Genomic DNA, 19681 nt, shown 5'->3' with positions numbered 1-19681 from the left:
TTTTATTTTTTGTTCTTTGATTAGGAATCGTTACAAAATAACTTGCGATAAATTGTTTCCAAAAAGCCTTAAATGACTGGCTATTTTAAAAACTAAACCGCAAGTAATGTTGAAGCCAATTCTTAACTAGGCGTTTTTGTACTGTTCAATCAATTCAATGAAGTGATCAAATAAAGGCGCTGCATCATGTGGACCCGGGCTAGCTTCTGGGTGACCTTGGAAACTAAATGCGGCTTTATCAGTACGGTGAATACCTTGTAATGAACCATCAAACAATGACACATGCGTTGCACGTAAGTTTGCCGGTAATGTAGATTCGTCAGCTGCAAAACCGTGGTTTTGACTAGTGATCATCACAACGTCACGCTCTAAATCTTTAACAGGATGGTTTGCACCGTGATGACCAAATTTCATCTTCACTGTTTTTGCGCCACTTGCTAGTGCAAGTAACTGGTGACCTAAACAAATACCGAATACTGGAATATCAGTTTTTAGGATTTCTTGGATAGCTTCAATCGCGTAAGTACATGGTTCTGGATCGCCAGGGCCATTAGATAGGAAGATACCATCTGGATTCATTGCTAACACTTCAGATGCAGGTGTTTGCGCTGGTACCACGGTTAATTTACAGTCACGGTCAGCTAACATACGTAAAATATTACGTTTAACACCGTAGTCATAAGCAACAACATGATATTTACAATCTGTTTTTGGTGCAGGTAAGCCGCCAGTTAATGTCCAGCTGCCTTCAGACCATTCAAATGATTCTTTTGTTGTTACTTCTTTCGCTAAGTCCATTCCTTTTAAACCGGGGAAGGCTTTAGCTTGTGCAAGTGCAGCAGCTTCATCAATGTTATCACCGGCGACGATACAACCAGATTGCGCACCTTTCTCACGTAAAATACGTGTTAACTTACGTGTATCAATATCAGCTATACCAACAACATTACGTGCTGTTAAGTATTCACTTAATGATGCTTGACTACGGAAGTTGCTTGCTAGAAGAGGTAAATCGCGGATAACGAGGCCACAAGCATGGATTGATGGAGATTCTTCATCTTCATCGTTTGTTCCAGTGTTGCCAATGTGAGGGTAAGTGAGTGTAATGATTTGTCTTGCGTATGATGGATCAGTCAGAATTTCTTGGTAGCCTGTCATTGAAGTGTTAAAAACAACCTCACCAACAGAGCTTCCGTGAGCGCCGATTGATACGCCTCTAAATACAGTCCCATCTTCCAATACCAGTATGGCAGAATGACTCAAGTTAACCTCCATGAAATAACAAATAAATAAAAATTTATATAATCTGAGTGAGGCCATGCAGAGCATTTTTTCACCAGAAAATAGTAAAATTTGGCAAATTCCGCGTATTTTATAGATCTTAAGCGCAATTGACCAATCAAATTTTTAATTTTATAAAAATAAATGTCTATTTTGGCAATTTATTTATATCTCGAAATATGTTAGCAATTGGTAGATAAGATACCGAGATCAAATTTCGTTTACTTGAGCGTTAAATCAATTAGAAATTAATGACATAAGAGGGAAAAAAGAGTAGCGTGGAGGGAGTAAATTCGGTTACCAATTATCATTAATGAAATTAGTAACCGATTGATTTTTAAGACAGTACTTTAATTAACGTTAAAGTAGCTGGCAAGGTTGGAATTAAAAACACAGCCAACAAACCAAGAAAATGACGTAGGCTATATGGGTCTTTAAAGTTTTCTTCTGACACGGTAACTTCCTTAACGTTTATTTTTATAAATTGATCTAGATCAATTACATAATAACGTAAAAGACTTGGAATTCAAACCAAGTAAAACTGAGGTTATTCTTCTTTTAAGCGGCAAAAGGCCTGTTTATGCAACAATTACAATCACTTCAAGCAGCTCCAGTTTGGTCATTCTTTGAAAAAATATGCGCAATCCCTCATCCTTCAAAGCATGAAGAGCAACTTACTCATTGGATTATTAATTGGGCAGCTAAAAAAAATATCGCCTGTGTTAAGGATAAAATAGGTAACTTAATGCTGACAAAATCAGCTTCCACCGGTTTTGAAGACAAAACTCCCGTTATATTGCAATGTCACCTTGATATGGTGCCGCAAAAAAACAATGATAAAGAGCATGATTTTGTTACTGACCCAATCACCCCTATTATTGATGGTGAATGGTTACGTGCAGATAATACAACGCTAGGGGCTGATAATGGTATCGGTATGGCGTCATGTTTAGCTATTTTAGATGATGACAGTATTGAACATGGTCCATTAGAAGTCCTGATCACTACCGATGAAGAAACGGGAATGACCGGTGCATTTGGTTTAGAAGCGGATGCTTTACAGGGCAAGATTTTAATCAACACCGACTCAGAACAAGAAGGCGAACTTTACGTGGGTTGTGCTGGCGGTGTGAATGTTAACGTACTGCTTCCTTTTGAAAAAATGGAATCTGACATCTCTGAATATGCCTATGAAATTACTATTTCAGGTTTAAAAGGCGGCCATTCTGGCGTTGATATTAACTTAGGCCGCGCAAATGCTGTTAAAGAGCTAGCCTCTGTATTAACTAACTTAGAGGGCACGCCTTTTTTAATCTCGTCACTTTCAGGTGGTAGTTTACGTAATGCTATTCCACGTGAAGCAAAAGCCGTCATTGTGTGTGATGAACAATATTACAATAGTATTAAAACCGTCATCAATACATTAGAAGTTAGCCTTAAAGATAAGTACAGAGCCAGTGAAAATAACTTTTCAGTAAACATCACTCCATGTTCGTTACCCGGCTCAGTATTAACCCACACAAGTCATAACAATCTATTAAACTCGTTAGAAAATTGTAGCAATGGTGTATTTGCAATGGATGACAACTTTCCTAATGTTGTTGAAACATCAAGTAACTTAGGCGTTATCACTCAACAAAGCGGCTCAATTAATCAGTTTGCTATTCAAGTATTAGTGCGCTCACAAGTTGATGCTGACAAACACGCTCAAGCAGATTTAATTGCAACTCACTTCAAACAATTTAATGGACGAGTAGCAAAAGAAGGTAACTACCCAGGCTGGACGCCGAATACAAACTCAGCAATATATAAAGTTATGGAAACACAATATGAAACGTTATTTGCTAATAAACCTAAAGCGATGGTGATCCACGCTGGATTAGAATGCGGCTTATTCAGTGATAAATACCCACACTGGGATATGATTTCATTTGGCCCGACTATTAAATTCCCACACAGTCCTGACGAAAAAGTACATATTGCATCCGTTGATAATTATTGGGCGCTTTTGAAAGCCACCTTAAAAGCAGTTGAGTAAGCATGTAAATGCCTTCGTGGTTAATCACTTTTAATTTTAAAAATCTTAAGTAACCACGAAGAGCACGAAGGAAAACCATCATTAATACTTTTATTAAGCTTTTGACCTAACCTTCTCCACCCTTCGTGCCTTCGTGGTTAATCGGCTTTTGATTTTAAAAATCTTAATAAACCACGAAGCGCTGCGCTACACGAAGAGCACGAAGAAAAACAAGCCCAAACAAAATAAGGTTGTTTAGTTTTAACACTTTTTGCTTTTGACCTAATCTTCTCCACCTTCGTGCCTTCGTGGTTAATCGGCTTTTGATTTTAAAAATCTTAATAAACCACGAAGCGCTGCGCTACACGAAGAGCACGAAGGAAAATAAGCCCAAACAAATAAGTTTGTTTAGTTTTTAACTTTTTGACACTAACCTCCCTGCCAATTCAATCAACGCAACAATTCAAATGTGTTAGGTGATTGGAGACACAACGCAAGTTAGTCGCGACAGCTATTAAGCAAAGCTTGATATTAGGGGCGCTGGCTTCAGCCTGCCAGTATGCGAGCCATCGCATACTGCTATTAGCTATAATGAGCGAAGTGAAAAAAAATCGATTATCAACATCAAAAACAACAATCAAAGTCAAAACAAGCAGGCTAAAGCCAGCGCCCCTTAAAAATGTTTCGTTTAATTGAAATGATCACACTAAACAGACTAAAAACAGGGTTCACAGAGCTCTTCCGCTCGTGACACTAACCTCCCTTCCAATTCAATCAACGCAACAATTCAAGTGTGTTAGGTGATTGGAGACACAACGCAAGTTAGTCGCGACAGCTATTAAGTAAAGCTTGATATTAGGGGCGCTGGCTTCAGCCTGCCAGTATGCGGTCCATCGCATACTGCTATTAGCTATAATGTGTGAAGTGAATAAAAATTGATTCTCAACATCAAAAACAACAATCAAAGTCAAAGTCAAAGTCAAAACAAGCAGGCTAAAGCCAGCACCCCTTAAAAATGTTTCGTAATTGACTAATATGAGCAATTTTCATAAAAACTTATCTCATCCACCTTTGCTAACCTACACAAACAAAAACGCCTCTGATAAAAGAGGCGCAATTATTTTAACTAGAGATCTAAAAAACAGTGAGCTGATTACCTCAGTTGCATTGCTGTATCTGAGCGATTCAATAAGGTTGCTACACCTTCACCAATTGACAACCCTAAGCTTTTAGTAAAACTTTCTAGTTTTGATGGTTTAATTGAATAATCAACAATTTCTTCAGCTTGAATAACATCCCTTGCTACGTAACCTGGGCTACCTAGCCCATCAATCAAACCAAGTGCTAAAGCTTGTTCGCCATTCCAGATTAAGCCTGAGTAAAGATCTTTATTACCTTTCACTAAGCGGTCGCCACGGCCTTCTTCTACTACTTTAATAAACTGTTTATGAGTACTGTCCAACACACCTTGCCAGAATAATGCTTCTTCTGTTTTAGCCGGTGAAAACGGGTCTAAGAAAGCTTTATGTTCACCGGATGTATAATGACGACGCTCAACACCGACCTTCTCCATTAAATCTACAAAACCAAAACCTGATGCGGTCACGCCAATTGAACCGACTAAACTCGATTTATCAGCATAAATGTCGTCCGCAGCAACGGCCATGTAATAACCCCCCGAAGCGCCTAACTCTGCAATCACCGCATACAATTTTTTCTCAGGGTAAATACCACGTAAACGTTTAATTTCATCATTTACGTAACCTGCTTGAACTGGACTACCGCCTGGACTATTGATAACCATCATCACTGCTTTTGAATGTTCATTCTTAAAAGCGGCTCTTAACGAACTGACGATACTATTTGCATTGGCTTCTTCATCAGCGGCGATAACACCATTTACCACGACCATTGCCGTATGCGCTTCTTGAGTTGACGTGTCTTTATCAAGTAAACCTGTGTTCATGAATAAAAACAAAGCAACAAATAAGTAGGTAAAGGTTAATAATTTAAAGACGATGCCCCAACGGCGTGTTCTTTTCTGCTCTCTAAACGTTTCTTTCATGAAACCAGACAGCCACTTTTCTTGATTACTTTCAGGCTCTTGCATAGGTATTTCTCAGTTATAAAATAGGCTCACCATTCAACCCGTAATTAATCTTAATATCAAGTATAAATATTAGCTTTGCTGTTGTAATAATATTGGCATCGTTCATACTTTCCTATTTAAACTCAGCTTGTAATAATAAAAGTGCAAACTCCGTTAACACTGACATTAGCGATAATGGCCGTGCTACCGCAATCACGTTTTATTTATTCATACCTGAGGCTATTTACTTAAGCACCACAAGGAACACAATTACATGCTAATTAAAGCAATTATTTTCGTCTTATTCAGTCTGCTTTCATCTTTCACTTGGGCCGATGTAGAAACGACTGATGAATCAGTAGCAGCGTCAGTTCAAGAACAAACCGCTGCAGCCGTCAGTAAAAAGACAAATGACATTGCAACAGCTAGCTTTGCAGAGAAACCTTTAGTTGAGCGTTATATTCTCGATGAACTAAAAGCGACGCGACATGATTTACAAGATTTAGAACGTAGATTAACCATTGAAATTACCGATAGAGAGCTGGATGTTGCTGAAAAATCACTAAGTTATGCAGAACAAACTGTTAACTTTTTCTTCTATGTGATTGCCGGTGTTGCATCATTAGTGGCTTTATTTGGTTGGAAATCACTGCATGAAATCCGTGTTAACACCACTAAGAAAGCTAATTCACAAATTAAAATGATCGCACAATCTTACGAAGAAAAGTTTCAAACGTTGGAAAAAGACTTACGTCGTAAAACATTACGTATTGCCGATAACCATATTGAAATCGAAAAAATTAATGAGATTCATAACCTCTGGTTACGTGCTCAAAAAAGCCAAACACCAGAACAAAAAATGGCCGCTTACGATGCTATTTTGAAAATTCGCCCTGGTGATTTAGAAGCGTTAACTTCAAAAGCGGATGCAGCAATGGAACTGAAAGAATTCCATTGGGCACTCAGCATTTGTAATCGTGTACTCGACATGGATGATACGAACCAAGATGCATTTTACCAACGAGCTTGTGCTTATGCGTGTTTAGGTGTGGAAGATCAAGCAATCAGTGACTTAGAAAAAGCTATTGAAGGCCGTTCGTCATTGAGAGAATTAGCAGCAGATGAAGATGACTTCGAAAACTTACGTGGTAATGATGCGTTCGATGCTCTATTGACCTGTACTGATAGTTAACTTGTACGATAGTTAATTGCTTTGATGGTTAATTAAACAGGCAGTTAACTTTTACTGGGAGTTGGTTTTAAATAATCAAGAGTTAAAAAGCACTCAATAAATAAGAGCCTATTAGCTATTAGGCTCTAAGCTTTTTTAAGTATAAAAGCTTAGATTTCAACTACTCTAAGTCAATGGCTCGTATGGCTTGTTTTAAAGCATTAACCTCAGTCATTAACACCTCTCGTTTACTTTGTGATTTTTGTGCTTGTAACCTACTTTCAATACCACTTATCTTTTGCACTAACCACCCTCTTATCATTAAATAATAGCGACTATCTGAGCCAAATTTAGAGATAGTTTGTAATGCATTGTCATCTGCAGGAGAGCTTATTGCGATTTGTAATTGTTGAACCATTTCGCCTATTACTTGTTGTTCTGTTTTCTTTTTACTAACGACTTCAGTGTCGAATGTGTTGTTTATTTCATTAGCCGGATTTAAGGTCAATACGATTAATGTGGTGAAACTCAACAAACAGGCAACACTGCCTGCAATAATACTACCTGTAACTAATTTCATGGTTTCGCCTCTTTTAAGTCTTTATTTGAACGTCTTATTCATGTATTTCAATTCTGAATCAAAGACTGTTCGACAATCAATAATGACTTTTGCTCAGTGAAAGTTAAAGAAAAATTAAAGAAAACATTCAACGCCCTATTTGTTATACTGCGCGCGATTTTTGGTATAGATTTGTTACACAGGATAAAAGATGATCATTGATAAGACATGGCGAGTATTAACCGTAGGAGATGGCGATTTATCCTTTTCAGCTTCGCTACTCACTCACCACCAGCCTGCGAGTTTAACAGCAACAGTGCTAGATACTAGCGAGGTTTTATTAAGTAAATATGCGCACAATGATTATCAAACCTTATTAAAACAAAACTGCCCTGTTTTGTGTGAATTTGATGTAACCAACCCAGACTCTTGGTCACAACTAGAGAAGCACAGCTTTGATGTCGTTATCTTTCAATTTCCACTTATTCCTGCTTTTAAATCACAGGCTGAGTTTCAAGAGAAATGCAAAGAAGTCCATATCAATACGTTAAATCGTCAATTGTTACGTTACTTTTTAATTCATTCTTTTAAGCATTTTTTAGACCCAAACGGTGCACGTTTATGCTATATCACTTCTAAAGATGTGAAGCCTTATAAAGAATGGAATATTGAAAATGCGCTACATAGAAATACAGATATTGACTATTTAGGCTGGCATGATTTCGATATTAACGCGTTCCCAGGTTATAAGGTGCGAAATGTTGACCGAGATAAACATGTTAAAGACACTAAAGGCATCACCTATGTGTGGAGTGATAACAAAGAGCATCAGCTCAAAGCGCAATTAAACGAGGCTTTATATCAAGGTGAACTGTATTGCCAATTATGTGCGACTGGCCCTTATAACAATGAGCAAGATAAACTAAAGCACCAAGCGACTAGAAAACACCTTAATATGGTGAATTATGAAGCGTTATGGCAATTGTTATTAGATAAAGAATAAACAAACGACTCATTAATACTAAACCCACAAAAGAGCGAGTCGTTGTAGCTATCAGACAGAGTCTAATTTAAGGGGCGCTGGCTTCAGCCTGCCAGTATGCGAGCCATCGCATACAACGATTGGATTCAATGAGTAAAATGAACAACACAATCAAAATAAGTAAGTGGTAGTTATTAGACAGAGTCTAATTTAAGGGGCGCTAGCTTCAGCCTGCCAGTATGCGGCCCATCGCATACAACGATTGGACTCAATGACCAAAGCGAACGAACAGCCATTATTTGATAACTAACAACACAATCAAAAAAGCAGGCTAAAGCCAGCGCCCCTTAGAAGATGTATCGTTTAATTGTGTTAATTTTACTAAGCTTGTAAAAAGGAATCGCAGAGATCTTCCGCTCGTGACACTAGCCTATCGGCACACACTCAAAAACATGTTTTGTATTTGACTTTAAAAACTCAATCAACCAAGAAGCGCTGCGCTACACGAAGAGCACGAAGGAAAACCAATAAAAACCTTAAATAATGCTTTTGACTTAACCTTCTCTACCCTTCGTGCCTTCGTGATTAATCAGCTTTTGACTTTAAAAACACAGTCGACCACGAAGCGCTGCGCTACACGAAGAGCACGAAGGAAAACCAATAAAAACCTTAAATAAGGCTTTTGACCTAACCTTCTCCACCCTTCATATCTTCGTGGTTAATCGGCTTTTGCTTTTAAAAAACTAAGCAACCACGAAGGGCACGAAAGCAAACCAAAACAAACTAATACTCTTATTCAATAAAGCTTTTTATCTAATCTTCTCTACTCTTCCTACCTTCGTGATTAATTGGCTTTTGATTTTAAAAAATTCAATCAACCACGAAGCGCTGCGCTACACGAAGAAAATCAAACCCAACCAATAAGGTTGTTTAGTTTTAACGCTTTTTGCCTAACCTTCCCCACCCTTCATATCTTCGTGGTTAATCGGCTTTTGATTTTAAAAAACCCAATCAACCACGAAGCGCTGGACTACACGAAGGACACGAAGAAAAAACATCATTAATATTTTTTTAAGCTTTTGATTTAACCTTCTTCACCCTTCGTGCCTTCGTGGTTAATTAGCTTTTGACCTAATCTTTTCTACCTTTCATACCTTCGTGGTTAATTAGCTTTTGCTTTTAAAAAAATCAATCAACCAATCTTTGGTAATGAATTATTTCTTAGGGTTTAATTGTTCAAACTTAGCCATCTGTTCAGGCGTTGCTGGTAATTGATGATTAGCCTTCCACTCGCTGTATGGCATACCATAAACATGTTCACGCGCTTGATCATGCGTCATGTCAATATCACGTTGTTCCGCTTCAGCTAACATCCATTTAGACAAACAATTACGACAAAATCCTGACGTATTCATTAACTCTATATTTTGCACATCTTTGCGGCTATCCAAATGTTTTAATAAACGGCGAAATGCAGCGGCTTCTAATTCAACTTGTTGTGCGTTATCCATAATTTTTTTACCCTATTCTGATAATGTAAGTAGCTTAGACTCAGTTTAATGCTCTGCGTTTTAATATTCAACGGTTGTCGTTCACCTAATCAATAATACCAATCTAAGTAATTATCTAGTCATTTATGCTTGTTAAAATGAATCCTAGCTTCGTTGTTGATTTTGTAATGAGAATAACTAGTTACTGCAATCAACTCCTTGCTATCATCCATTTTCCCTAACGCCTAAATAGACCATTTACTTATCCAGATTGGTATAAGCTGTTTTTGATTTATGCTAAGTAATCTATGCTCAATAATTTAGACTTTATTAACTTCTCTATAAAACAAAAAAGCACCATTAAGTCACGAAACTAAATGGTGCTTTTTACTAAACCAAGAAATTAAACCGCAAAGCCTTACTTATTAAAAGTAAAACTACTGCTACAGTTAACATTACGGTTAAACATGGTTATTTTGCTTTATTCTTTTCTAATCTTTTCTCCCAGAAAGTCGCTTCTTTAATACCTAGTTTAAGAGGATCAAAGCTGTACTCTTCTGGAGATGATTTTCGTTGTAGTTCGTAATCTTTTAAGGCTTTAATCGCAGGTTTACCCATGAAAAAAATAATCAATAAGCCAACAATATTTAACCAAGCCATTAAACCAACACCAACATCGCCTAGACCCCACGCTAAATTAGCGGTTTTAACTGTGCCATAAAAAGCAGCAGTGATTAGCACGACTTTTAAAATGAACGTAAAATCAGGCAATTTTAAGGTACGACGTAAATAAGCGACGTTGGTTTCAGCAATATAGTAATACGCTAAAATAGTCGTAAAAGAGAAGAAGAACAATGCCATTGCAATAAATGGCTTTCCGATACCCGGTAATACTTTTTCAACAGCTAGTTGTGTAAATGCAGGACCATTTGCCGCCATTTCAGCTGCCACGTTTTGTACTAAGAAGGAATCCCCTAGCCCATGAACGTTGTAAGCTCCGGTAATTAAAATGACAAACGCCGTTGCAGAACAAACTAATAACGTATCAATGTAAACTGAAAATGCTTGAACTAACCCTTGTTGTGCTGGATGTTCAACTTCGGCCGCCGCGGCAGCGTGTGGACCAGTACCTTGACCTGCTTCATTAGAGTAAACACCACGTTTAACCCCCCAACCAATAGCAGCACCGATACCCGCCATTGGGCTAAATGCATCACCAATAATCATCATAAATACAGACGGTAGTTCTGTAATATTTAAGGCAATAATAACAAAAACAACCAATACATAAGCAAAGGCCATAAAAGGCACAACCACTTGCGTAAAGTTTGCGATACGTTTAACGCCACCAAAGATAATGAAAGCCAGCATTAAAACAATTAGCAGACCTGTCATTATTTTAGCTTCACTCACTATGCCCATGCCTGTTTCAATTAACATCCCAGTGCCAAACGCTAATTCGACTCCGTTACCAATACTATTAGATTGAATACCCGGTAATAGAAACCCACAGGCTCCGATAGTTGCGATGGCAAAGGTGACCGCATACCAACGTTGACCGGTGACTTTCTCAAGATAGTAAGCTGGACCACCACGATATTGGCCTTGATCGACTTCTTTATAAATTTGCGCTAACGTTGATTCAATGTAAGCAGTGGCAGCACCTAAAAAGGCAACCATCCACATCCAAAATACAGCTCCAGGACCACCAAAACCGATCGCAGCAGCAACCCCCGCTATATTACCGGTTCCTACACGGCCAGATAATGAAACAGATAAAGCTTGAAACGATGAAATACCGTGCTTTGAATTTTTACCCGATAACAACAATGTGTACATTTCTTTAAACAGACGTACCTGTACAAATTTAGTTTGAATTGAATAGAATAACCCGGCAGCTAAGCACAAATAAATGAGTGCTGGACTCCATATAATACTGTTCAAAAAATCAATTACTTCCTGCATAAAACCTTTCCTTAAATTAAATAACCTAATGGGTAATTAGATTCCCATTCTAGAGAGTCAGACTAGTTGACTAACCTAGCACTGCGACAAAAAAAGTAAATAATTTAACGCTTCTATTATCTAAAAAATTTAAGATTTAATATTTTCTAACTCATTAATAATATTAATGTTAATTAAAAATTTAAAATTTGTTTGAAATTTAAGCAAAATAAAAATAGACAGATTATAAGAAGGATCTTGAACGATTTTGTATGACACATAATAAATAAGGAATAATTTGATTGAAAATTTAAGAGTCATGAGTGAAGTAATATTGAAGTGAAATAATCATGCAATATTAATAGACATCAATATTGCACTGTTTATAAGTTAAGTTACAAATGAAGTGAAGTTAACTTTATTTCTCTAATGGAGGTGACTACTTTTTCATTTTAGAGAGTAGATCAGCAAATGGATTATAAGTCGCCGTCGCTACGTTCTCATCTCCCGCTTCAACATGGCTACCGTACAAGTCAGCTTGCGTATATTTATCATGTTCGTGGTCATGACAATAAATACATAACAACTCCCAATTACTGCCATCAGAAGGGTTATTACTATGGTCGTGATCCATATGATGTACCGTTAGCTCTTTAAGGTTTGAGTAAACAAACTCACGAGTACATTTCCCACAAACCCAGGGAAATAACTTTAATGCTTTATCACGATAATCGTGTTCTAAACTTTTATAATTACTTGGAATATAAGCCATCACTACCTCTATGTATCAGTTTCAAGCACATGATATGTTTTCAATCACCATAAGTGAACACATTCAGTTTAAAATAGCGTATTAAAACACTGAAAATGCCTTGATACTTTCATTTAAGTAAACATTAATTTTAAGTTGCTGTAAGCTTGCACTGTAAATAATGTAATAGTAACCGCATTAATAACGACACGAACTAACACGATCTAAATAAGACACATAAACATGCAAACAAATGACCCTTTATACGGCATCAAACTGGCACAAATACTGACTGACCTGCAAACTAAACATTCATGGAAAGAGATGGGTGACAAGTTAGGTATTAAATGCTTTTTAAACAATCCAACTCAAAAATCGTGTTTGAAATTTTTACGTCAAACACCTTGGGCGAGAAGCCGCGTTGAGATTTTATATTTAAAGACTTTTTGCAGTAAACATCCAGAAACAACAAAGCTAATACGTAGCATATTAGCAGCTCAGGATAATACGCAAAACGCACCGATTGAAAAAAAGCCTAAAAAACCCTCTGTTATTAAAAGTAATGACGGATTTCAATGGGCTAAAATGAACAACAAATAAAGCTATCAATAAACCAGTTAATCTGTGTTATTATCGCGCGCCTAAAATAAACAACGTCTAAACTAGGAATAGCTCATGACTCAACAAAAAAAGTTCGATTACCAAATCAAACAGGACGCTAATACCTGGAGTGCAGAAATCACCCGTCGTGTTAGTGCTCGTAGAAGCAGTGTTTCAAAAAAACAAGATGGTTTTGTCACTGAAGCGTTAGCCATTGAATGGGCTACAGCTGAATTAGCAGGCTTTTTAGAGAAACAAAAACAAGCAAACGCACGTAAATCAGAACGTCGTACTGAACGTAATGCGTTAGCTGAAAAAGCAGCAGCAACAAAAGAAGCTTCAAATGCAGCATTCTTAGCTAAAAGAGCTGAATCTCGCGCACTAGCGTTAGCTGCAGCAGAAAGTGATGAAGATGATGACTTCGATTACGACGAAGAGTAATACTGATTCCTGTCGTTTCTGTTAATAGAAACGGCAATATAAAAAAGGCTAACCTGTGAAAATGGGTTAGCCTTTTTTGTTGGAAAAAATTTAAGTAATCAACACAGTTCTACATGAAAAAATGTTTAACAATGAATGTCTTTTTTTGGCTTTACCTTCTCTATCCTTCGTGTAGTCGTGGTTAAACTGCTTTTGGTTTTAAAGAACTTAATCAACCACGAAGCGCTACACGAAGGACATGAAGAAAAACCAAAACAAACGAATACTCTTATTAAATAAAGCTTTTGATCTAACTTTCTTTATCCTTCGTGCCTTCGTGGTTAATCAGCTTTTGACTTTAAAAACACAGTCGACCACGAAGCGCTACACGAAGGACATGAAGAAAAACCAAAACAAACGAATACTCTTATTAAATAACGCTTTTGATCTAACCTTCTTTATCCTTCGTGCCTTCGTGGTTAATCAGCTTTTGATTTTAAAAACATAAATAACCACGAAGCGCTGCGCTACACAAAGGACACGAAGAAAATCAAGCCCAACTAATAAGGTTGTTTAGTTTTAATGCTTTTTGCTTTTGACCTAACCCTCTCTGCCCTTCGTGCCTTCATGGTTAAACCGCTTTTGGTATTAAAGAACTTAATCAACCACGAAGCGCTGCGCTACACGAAGGACACGAAGAAAAACCAAATAAACAAATATTCTTATTAAATAAAGCTTTTGATCTAACCTTCTTTATCCTTCGTGCCTTCGTGGTTAATCGGGTTTTGATTTTAAAAACATAAATAACCACGAAGCGCGGCGCTTCACGAAGGACACGAAGAAAGCCTTTAAAATGAATATCTGCTTTTGACCTAACCTTCTCCACCCTTCGTGCCTTCGTGGTTAATCAGCTTTTGATTTTAAATAAATTAATCAACCACGAAGCGCTTCGCTACACGAAGGACACGAAGAAAACCTTTAAAAGTGAATTTATGCTTTTGACCTTAACTTCTCCACCCTTCGTGCCTTCGTGGTTAATACGCTTTTGACTTTAAAACACAGTCGGCCACGAAGCGCTACGCTACACAGAGAACACGAAGAAAAACCAAAACAAACGAATACTCTTATTAAATAACGCTTTTGACCTAACCTTCTCTACCCTTGTGCCTTCGTGGTAAATAAGCTTTTGATTTTAAAGATCTTAAGCAACCACGAGGCGCTACGCGAAGGACACGAAGAAAACCTTTAAAAGTGAATTTATGCTTTTGACCTTACCTTCTCGACCCTTCGTGGTTAATACGCTTTTGACTTTAAAGCAAAGCCGACCACGAAGCGCTACGCTACACAGAGAACACGAAGAAAAACCAAGGGTAAAATTAGTAGCAAAAAATACATTTTCATTACTTCCAATTCTTTTGATCTAACCTTCTCTGCTCTTCGTGCTTTCGTGGTTAATCAGCTTTTGATTTTAAAAACACAGTCGACCACAATTTTCAGATACAAAAAAGCCCGTCTAAAAGACAGGCTTAGCACATAAGCAAGACAGTTATTTAACTCTCTTGTGCTACAACTTCAACACCATCGTCATCAATGGCGTTACCATCTTCATTTACAAATAAATCACGTTTAGATTTAGTTAATACATAAACAGTAATAACAACGGTTGCTAAAATACCGATAATTGTTGACGTTTGCATCGCTAGGCCAAAACCTAATGATGAATTGTTTAAAATGAACGTAATAACAACAGCCGTCATAAACATCGCTGGCACAGTCGCAATCCAATGGAATTTATTATGGCGAGCTAAGTAAGCCGTTGCTGTCCATAACATCATTACCGCAGTTGTTTGATTTGCAAACCCAAAGTAGCGCCAGATAATACCGAAATCAACTTGCGTTAAGATGCCACCTAGAATGAATAATGGTAGTGCCATCAATAAACGGTTACGCATTGTTTTTTGATTCATATTGAAGTATTCAGCAAGAATCAAACGACTTGAACGGAACGCAGTATCGCCAGAAGTGATAGGTAAAATAACCACACCTAAGAAAGCAAGAATACCACCGAACACACCTAATAAACCAAATGATGCTTCGTATACCACGGCACCAGGACCGCCCGTTGCAACTACGTCAGACAATGCTTCAACCGAACCAAAGAATGATAACGCTAATGCACACCAGATAAGGGCGATAGCACCTTCACCAATCATTGCACCGTAAAATACAAAGCGACCGTTTTCTTCATTTTCAATACAACGCGCCATTAAAGGCGATTGTGTTGCATGGAAACCAGAGATAGCACCACAAGCAATCGTGATGAACAGTGCAGGCCATAATGGAAGATCATTTGGATTCATATTAACGAACATTTGGCTTAACTCGTAATCACCTAATAACGTATGCTCACTAGAGACAACCACTGCAGTGATTAAACCGACAGACATAAAGATTAACAACGCACCAAAGAATGGGTAGAAACGACCAATGATTTTATCAACCGGCACGATCGTTGCGACAACATAATAAGCGAAGATAATAGCAACCATCGACATTAACGACACATTCATATCTGTTTGTTCGTTAACTAAGTTCGTAATCATACCCGCTGGAGCTGATACAAATACCACACCAACTAACAGTAATAAAACTAACGCGAAGATATTCATGAAATGTTTCGCGTTATTACCAAGGTATTTACCCGTAATAGAAGGAACAGACGCCCCGCCGTTACGTACTGATAACATGCCAGAGAAGTAATCGTGAACACCACCAGCAAAGATACAACCGAATACAATCCATAACATAGCAGCGGGACCGTAAAGCGCGCCCATGATAGGGCCAAAGATAGGACCAACACCGGCAATATTCAGTAGCTGTACTAGGTAAACTTTAGGCGTCGACATGGCAACGTAATCTACGCCATCTTCTTTTTCGTAGGCAGGCGTTTGGCGTTGTTTCTTAATGCCAAATACTTTCTCAACAAATGTGCCGTAAATATAATAACCACCGAGTAACAACGCTAAACAGAATAGAAACCAAAGCATGGCCAAGTCCTTTTAAATGAGTGAATTTGATGGTGGCACTATAATCCTTCAACTCAAAATAGCAGTGAATGATTACGTGAGTGGTCAAATACGCATTTAAACGGTCGGTATATTTGTTAAGTGGTTTTAACAGTTTTTTAATATCGCCATAACTTTTTTAAAACAGCCTTTTCTATATAGATTTTGAGCGGTTTTAGACGACTTTTGTGACGACTGAACAAGCTGAATTAACAACATTAATGATCAAAGTCCTTTCAAAATATTTTCAATATTGGTCGCTTTACAACAAGCCAAAACGATCTTTAATCACTTTCAGGTATCGTCGACTAACGGGAGCATGATGGTTTGACTTAGTCACTATTTCTGCAGAGCCATTATCTAAGAGTTTAATTTCTCTAATGCACGTTGGATTAATTAAATACTGACGATGACAACGTATTAGGTCAGTTTTTTCCTCTAATACTTTAAGTGATAAGCTTGCCGTAAACTTGTCACTATCAGTTAATAGATGCACACCTGTTTGTTCAGACATCGCAATTTCGATGTTATTCGGCTCTAATAACAAAATACGATTAAACCCAGAACACGGGATTAACTCTAATTTCTGACTAATGATGGGTGAATAATTAGGTTGCTCCAACTTCTGTTCATTAATCAACTTAATGCGTTGTAAGGTTTTATGTAAACGAGAGCTTTCAACTGGCTTTAATAAATAATCAAAGGCATTATCTTCAAAGGCTTTGATAGCATATTCATCATAAGCTGTTACAAAAACCACTTTAGGCATACTCACAGGATCTAACATACTCAGCAGTTCTAGCCCTGTAATTTGCGGCATATGAATATCTAGAAAAATAACATCGGGCTTTAAACTGTTAATCGCTTTTAAACCCTCAATTGCATTGCTACATTGCGCAATCACTTCAACTTGTTGGCTTTCAACTAATAGCTCATTAAGCTCTTCACGCGCATATAACTCATCATCAATAACAATTGCTTTTAACATCATGCTTCCTGTCTACTGTGTAAAGGTAAAGTGATGGTCGCTTTACAATAGTGATTGGTTTCACAGGTCATCACTAAACCATATTGCTGCCCATATTGGTTCTTTATGCGTTTATCAACAATTTGCAAACCTAACCCAGTACTGCTACTCGGTTCACGGTAATTACCTGCATTATCAATCACCTCTAATACCACTAAAGTTTCTTTACCTTGCTCTAAAAAGTAACCTTTAATCGTTAACTTACCTTTACCAATTAATGTAGAAGTACCATGCTTTATAGCATTCTCAATCAGCGGTTGTAGTGTAAAGGTTGGAATTTTAAGCGATAACAAACGTTCGTCGATCTCTTCTTTTACCGTTAAACGATCGGCAAAACGAGCCAACTCTATCTCAAGGTAAGAATGGACATGTTCCAGCTCTTCTTTGACTGTTACCTGTTCAATATTTTGTTTTAGATTACTTCTGAAAAAATGCGATAAATGCTGAATCAATTCACGTGCTTTTTTTGGATCTTTACGCGTTACCGCACTGATCGTGTTTAACGTATTAAATAAAAAGTGTGGATTCACTTGTGCTTGTAATAAACGAATTTCAGATTGATTAATCAGATTTTTCTGCTGTATATAACGCCCTAATAGAATTTGATTAGAAATCAGTTTAGCTAAACCTTCGCCTAAACTACGATTCAGTGTAGAAAACAGTTTTTGCTTTGGCTCATACAATTTAACCGTTCCAAAGACACGCCCATCCGCTTCTAGTAAAGGGATAACCAGCACAGAACCTAGTTTACAACCGTCATTTAATGAACATTGATAACTTGTTGAATACCCATCAACATACATTATTTCGCCCTGTTCAATGGCTTGTAAAGTATAAGCAGATGAAATCACAGTACCGCATAAATGATGATCTTGACCGACCCCAACAAAAGCTAATATCTTCTCTTTATCCGTAATTGAGACTGCACCAACCGCAGTTTCTTGATAAATAATATCAGCAATTTTTTGACAACTTTTAGCATTAAAACCATGCTTGAATACACCGACGGCACGCTGTGCAATACGCAAAGCCGTAGTAGAAAAGGCATTATAGTTTTTTTCAAAAATGGCTTTTTTATCTTGAATAATACTCATGAATAAAGCCGCACCAAGAGAGTTAGCAATGATCATCGGTAATGCAATGGATTGAACTAATAACCACGCTTGATCAAAAGGTTCTGCGACGGCGAGTATGATCAGCATTTGTACTATTTCAGCAAACAACGTAATACCTAAGGCGATCATCGGTCTAAAGATCTGTTCGATTCGACCTTTACGGAGATAATAAAGATGAAGTAAACCACCAATCAAGCCTTCTGTGGTCGTTGAAATCATACAAGCGACATCGGTAAATCCGCCCATCGAATAACGATGTATTCCACCGGTTAAACCAACCGCGAGCCCAACTAAAGGACCACCCAGTAAGCCGCCCATGACCGCACCAATAGCACGAGTATTGGCTAATGCATTTTCAATGGAGAGACTGAAATAAGTGCCTAAAATACAAAAAGAACTAAACAATAGATAACAAGCGATACGGTGAGAGTTACGTCCGGAGATAAAAATAAGCGGCATAAACAGCGGTGTTTTACTCAATAAGTAAGTGATCACCAAATACACACTAAGCTGCTGTAACAATAATAAAGTAACTTCCACAACAACTCCTAATAAGCAAAGCCAATAACAACATAAAACGATAGAAGCGCATATTATAACAATGTCACAATACTGTCTTAACAATAATTAATTTTTTGACCTTACCTTCTCTACACTTCGTGCCTTCGTGGTTAATCCGCTTTGAGTTTAAAAATCTTAATCAACCACGAAGCGCTGCGCTACACGAAGAGCACGAAGAAAAACCTTTAAAAGTATAATGAGAACACAAAAAACAAAACAAGCAGGCTAAAGCATGCGCCCCAAAGTCAAAACATCTACCTTTGTGGTTAATCTGCTTTTGACTTTAAAAATCTTAATCAACCACGAAGCGCTGCGCTACACGAAGGACAAGAAGAAAAACCTTTAAAAGTTAATGACTGCTTTTGAGCTTACCTTTACTACTCTTCGTGCCTCCGCGGTTAATTCGCTTTGACTTTAAAAACACAACTAACCACGAAGCGCTGCGCTACACGAAGGACACGAAGAAAAACCTTTAAAATTGAATAGCTGTTTTTGACCTTATCTTCTCCACCCTTCGTGGTTAATTCGCTTTTGACTTTAAAGATCTTAATCAACCACGAAGCGCTTCGCTACACGAAGAGCACGAAGAAAACCTTTAAAAATGAGTTT

Annotated in this window: 14 protein-coding genes; 5 read left to right on the top strand and 9 right to left on the bottom strand. The window is 37.6% G+C overall.

Annotated features, from left to right (window positions below; genetic code table 11):
• Window positions 1-126 precede the first annotated feature (126 nt).
• The gene (gene carA / locus GQR59_RS06475; protein WP_201288077.1) at window positions 127-1275 is read right to left on the bottom strand and encodes a glutamine-hydrolyzing carbamoyl-phosphate synthase small subunit; all 1149 of its coding nucleotides are present in this window, start codon (window positions 1273-1275) and stop codon (window positions 127-129) included.
• 586 nt (window positions 1276-1861) lie between these two features.
• Here carA and GQR59_RS06470 point away from each other — a divergent pair.
• A complete protein-coding gene (locus GQR59_RS06470; protein ID WP_160061197.1) occupies window positions 1862-3319 on the top strand; it encodes an aminoacyl-histidine dipeptidase in 1458 nt (485 codons plus the stop codon).
• Between the two features lie 1132 nt (window positions 3320-4451).
• Here the strand turns inward: GQR59_RS06470 and GQR59_RS06465 are convergent.
• The gene (locus GQR59_RS06465; protein WP_160061196.1) at window positions 4452-5408 is read right to left on the bottom strand and encodes a S49 family peptidase; all 957 of its coding nucleotides are present in this window, start codon (window positions 5406-5408) and stop codon (window positions 4452-4454) included.
• A gap of 253 nt (window positions 5409-5661) precedes the next feature.
• On the opposite strand from GQR59_RS06465, the gene GQR59_RS06460 reads away from it, so the two are divergent.
• Window positions 5662-6579, top strand: a complete 918-nt coding sequence (locus GQR59_RS06460) for a tetratricopeptide repeat protein (protein ID WP_201288026.1) — start codon at window positions 5662-5664, stop codon at window positions 6577-6579.
• A gap of 160 nt (window positions 6580-6739) precedes the next feature.
• On the opposite strand, the gene GQR59_RS06455 is transcribed toward GQR59_RS06460, so the two are convergent.
• Window positions 6740-7138 (bottom strand): hypothetical protein, encoded by a 399-nt coding sequence (locus tag GQR59_RS06455; RefSeq protein ID WP_160061195.1) that lies wholly within the window; start codon window positions 7136-7138, stop codon window positions 6740-6742.
• 190 nt (window positions 7139-7328) lie between these two features.
• Here GQR59_RS06455 and GQR59_RS06450 point away from each other — a divergent pair, with 190 nt between their 5' ends.
• On the top strand, window positions 7329-8120 hold the full coding sequence (locus GQR59_RS06450; protein WP_160061194.1) for a class I SAM-dependent methyltransferase: 792 nt from the start codon (window positions 7329-7331) through the stop codon (window positions 8118-8120).
• Between the two features lie 1193 nt (window positions 8121-9313).
• On the opposite strand, the gene GQR59_RS06445 is transcribed toward GQR59_RS06450, so the two are convergent.
• From GQR59_RS06445 to GQR59_RS06435, 3 genes are all read right to left on the bottom strand, one after another.
• Entirely contained in the window at window positions 9314-9610 is a 297-nt protein-coding gene (locus GQR59_RS06445; RefSeq protein ID WP_160061193.1) for a DUF1244 domain-containing protein, read from the bottom strand.
• Window positions 9611-10060: 450 nt separating this feature from the next.
• Window positions 10061-11554, bottom strand: coding sequence for an alanine/glycine:cation symporter family protein (locus GQR59_RS06440; RefSeq protein ID WP_160061192.1), 1494 nt, complete (start codon window positions 11552-11554; stop codon window positions 10061-10063).
• Between the two features lie 418 nt (window positions 11555-11972).
• Window positions 11973-12305, bottom strand: coding sequence for a YajD family HNH nuclease (locus GQR59_RS06435; protein ID WP_025564566.1), 333 nt, complete (start codon window positions 12303-12305; stop codon window positions 11973-11975).
• A 222-nt stretch (window positions 12306-12527) separates the two neighbouring features.
• On the opposite strand from GQR59_RS06435, the gene GQR59_RS06430 reads away from it, so the two are divergent.
• Window positions 12528-12884, top strand: a complete 357-nt coding sequence (locus tag GQR59_RS06430; protein ID WP_160061191.1) for a VF530 family DNA-binding protein — start codon at window positions 12528-12530, stop codon at window positions 12882-12884.
• Between the two features lie 75 nt (window positions 12885-12959).
• Window positions 12960-13325, top strand: coding sequence for a DUF3622 domain-containing protein (locus tag GQR59_RS06425; RefSeq protein WP_160061190.1), 366 nt, complete (start codon window positions 12960-12962; stop codon window positions 13323-13325).
• A gap of 1529 nt (window positions 13326-14854) precedes the next feature.
• Here GQR59_RS06425 and GQR59_RS06420 read toward each other — a convergent pair.
• The 3 genes from GQR59_RS06420 to GQR59_RS06410 form a co-directional block, all read right to left on the bottom strand.
• Window positions 14855-16351 carry a carbon starvation CstA family protein gene (locus tag GQR59_RS06420; protein ID WP_160061189.1) on the bottom strand — a complete coding sequence of 499 codons (1497 nt, stop codon included), beginning with the start codon at window positions 16349-16351 and terminating at the stop codon, window positions 14855-14857.
• A 280-nt stretch (window positions 16352-16631) separates the two neighbouring features.
• Entirely contained in the window at window positions 16632-17357 is a 726-nt protein-coding gene (gene btsR / locus GQR59_RS06415; protein WP_160062466.1) for a two-component system response regulator BtsR, read from the bottom strand.
• Window positions 17357-19051 carry a sensor histidine kinase gene (locus GQR59_RS06410; RefSeq protein WP_160061188.1) on the bottom strand — a complete coding sequence of 565 codons (1695 nt, stop codon included), beginning with the start codon at window positions 19049-19051 and terminating at the stop codon, window positions 17357-17359. Before GQR59_RS06410 ends, btsR begins: the two co-directional genes overlap by 1 nt.
• Between the last annotated feature and the right edge of the window lie 630 nt (window positions 19052-19681).

The sequence above is a fragment of the Psychromonas sp. L1A2 genome, from assembly GCF_009828855.1.
Classification (GTDB): domain Bacteria; phylum Pseudomonadota; class Gammaproteobacteria; order Enterobacterales; family Psychromonadaceae; genus Psychromonas.
Note: the sequence above shows the minus strand (reverse complement) of the source record. Positions and strands in the feature narration are given on the sequence as shown.

Bases quoted from the DNA above. Each gene is read 5' to 3' on its own strand.
- carA (WP_201288077.1), bottom strand. From the start codon at position 1,275: ATGGAGGTTAACTTGAGTCATTCTGCCATACTGGTATTGGAAGATGGG.
- GQR59_RS06470 (WP_160061197.1), top strand. From the start codon at position 1,862: ATGCAACAATTACAATCACTTCAAGCAGCTCCAGTTTGGTCATTCTTT.
- GQR59_RS06465 (WP_160061196.1), bottom strand. From the start codon at position 5,408: ATGCAAGAGCCTGAAAGTAATCAAGAAAAGTGGCTGTCTGGTTTCATG.
- GQR59_RS06460 (WP_201288026.1), top strand. From the start codon at position 5,662: ATGCTAATTAAAGCAATTATTTTCGTCTTATTCAGTCTGCTTTCATCT.
- GQR59_RS06455 (WP_160061195.1), bottom strand. From the start codon at position 7,138: ATGAAATTAGTTACAGGTAGTATTATTGCAGGCAGTGTTGCCTGTTTG.
- GQR59_RS06450 (WP_160061194.1), top strand. From the start codon at position 7,329: ATGATCATTGATAAGACATGGCGAGTATTAACCGTAGGAGATGGCGAT.
- GQR59_RS06445 (WP_160061193.1), bottom strand. From the start codon at position 9,610: ATGGATAACGCACAACAAGTTGAATTAGAAGCCGCTGCATTTCGCCGT.
- GQR59_RS06440 (WP_160061192.1), bottom strand. From the start codon at position 11,554: ATGCAGGAAGTAATTGATTTTTTGAACAGTATTATATGGAGTCCAGCA.
- GQR59_RS06435 (WP_025564566.1), bottom strand. From the start codon at position 12,305: ATGGCTTATATTCCAAGTAATTATAAAAGTTTAGAACACGATTATCGT.
- GQR59_RS06430 (WP_160061191.1), top strand. From the start codon at position 12,528: ATGCAAACAAATGACCCTTTATACGGCATCAAACTGGCACAAATACTG.
- GQR59_RS06425 (WP_160061190.1), top strand. From the start codon at position 12,960: ATGACTCAACAAAAAAAGTTCGATTACCAAATCAAACAGGACGCTAAT.
- GQR59_RS06420 (WP_160061189.1), bottom strand. From the start codon at position 16,351: ATGCTTTGGTTTCTATTCTGTTTAGCGTTGTTACTCGGTGGTTATTAT.
- btsR (WP_160062466.1), bottom strand. From the start codon at position 17,357: ATGTTAAAAGCAATTGTTATTGATGATGAGTTATATGCGCGTGAAGAG.